Here is a 1,737-nt window from a genome sequence, read left to right as displayed (position 1 = left end):
GAGGTCGTCTAAAAACTATTTAGGCGACCTTTTATTTTTTGGTTTTTCTGATATTATTTTGAACTTGGTTTGTTAATTAGGTGATTAGTGGCCAGTTAAAATGAGTCAAAGCGATTCTTACATCGCTAAACTCACTTTTTTAAGGTTGTGCGCCATTGCAATTAGACCTATTTCTGTTTCTACTTTATCCAGACCTCTTAACATAAACCTTCTAAAGTCCATATTGTGTTTTATGTTGCCAAATACTGCCTCCACATCCCAACATCTTTGTTTTCTGTGAGCAATACCTTCTGGACTTAGTAACTTTTGTTTCGCCATTGCTTTAAGTCTGACCAGCTTGTGGTTTCTCTCTACGATCCGATTGCCTTGAGATTTATGGCACAGGCTTCTAAGCTGACAGCCTGTACAGTTTTTAGCCTGGTATCTGTTTATTTTTTGCTGGTATCCAGTAGCAGTCTTTTTTACATGGCTTCCTATGTTTTCCATGGGCTGTCCCATGGGGCAATAATAGGTGTCTGTTTCATTATTGTAAAAGAGCCTATTCGCTGCAAATGGTTTTTTGTGTTTACTACGTTTTTCATCCAACTGTTCCTTGTGGAAGTAATTGTATTTCACAAAGGCCTCAATGTTATTATCTTCGAGGTAGGTGTAGTTCTCATCGCTTCCATAACCTGCATCGGCCGTTAGTGTCTCAGGTGGTTTTCCATAACCTGCTATAAAATCTTCGGTATGCCCGATAAGTGTGGTAGTATCTGTTGTGGTCCGTGCAAGGGTATAGTTTGCTATAAACTGATTGTTGGTGGCTGCTTGTAGATTGTACCCAGGTTTGAGCTGACCATTTAGCATGTGGTCCTCTTTCATCCTCATAAAGGTCGCGTCGGGATCCGTCTTGCTCATGGAGTTGCGTCCGCCCATTTGTTGCTCGTAGGTATTGTACTTGGCAATATTCTTTGGCCAGTTCTTCTTGGCGTAATTGAGTTTTTGCCTTACTTTTTTATCAATATCCTTCCCTTGAAGTGCCTTGTTGATCTTATCGATCGTTTGTGATACTTCATTAGGGTCTATTGCTTTAAAGCTATCCGGCTGGTTAGGCATTTGTTCTTCCTCTGCATATACGGTCTCTACATATCTCCATAAACTCTTGAGTTGATTTTCAATACGCGTGCGTGATGTCTTGATGCTCTTTCCCCACACAAAAGTATAACGATTGGCATTGGCCTCGATCTTGGTGCCATCGACAAAGATGTCTTTTAAACTCAAGTAGCTTTGTTCTGCCAGCAGAATGACAACTTGGTTAAAGATCTTTTTGAACTTTCCCTTGAGTTTTCCTGAACGAAAATTACTGATGGTATTATGGTCAGGCCGGATACAGCCACTGAGCCACATGAAATGAACATTCTCGCCCAATGCCTGTTCGATCTTACGGGATGAATACAAGTTGCGAAGGTAGGCGTAGACTAAGATTTTGAGCAAATCCCGAGGATGATAGCTTGAGGTGCCACCGCCTTTATAGGTTCTTTCTATGGAGGTAATATCTATCTGGTCCAAAATGTTGTTGACGATACGTACAGGATGGTGCTCTGGAACAAGATCATCATAACTGGGTGGAAGAAGACTCAATTGTGCCTGACTGTTGGTCTTCCATACAACTTTTCTTTTCATACCTTAAGATACGAAAAACAGGACTTTTCTTAAAATATAAAGCACAAAAAAGAGGCTGCCTTTTTAGACAGCCTC

At 40.8% G+C, this 1,737-nt stretch carries 1 protein-coding gene; it reads right to left on the bottom strand.

The genetic code is table 11. The features are described 5' to 3' along the window. Positions 1–117 precede the first annotated feature (117 nt). Positions 118–1,662 carry an IS1182 family transposase gene (locus G466_RS0118865; protein ID WP_026815006.1) on the bottom strand — a complete coding sequence of 515 codons (1,545 nt, stop codon included), beginning with the start codon at positions 1,660–1,662 and terminating at the stop codon, positions 118–120. Positions 1,663–1,737 lie beyond the last annotated feature (75 nt).

Origin of the sequence: Arenibacter certesii DSM 19833, assembly GCF_000429545.1 — a bacterium.
In the GTDB taxonomy this organism is placed as follows: domain Bacteria; phylum Bacteroidota; class Bacteroidia; order Flavobacteriales; family Flavobacteriaceae; genus Arenibacter; species Arenibacter certesii.
The sequence above is the reverse complement of the archived record's forward strand: the minus strand, read 5'-3'. Positions and strand labels throughout refer to the sequence as shown.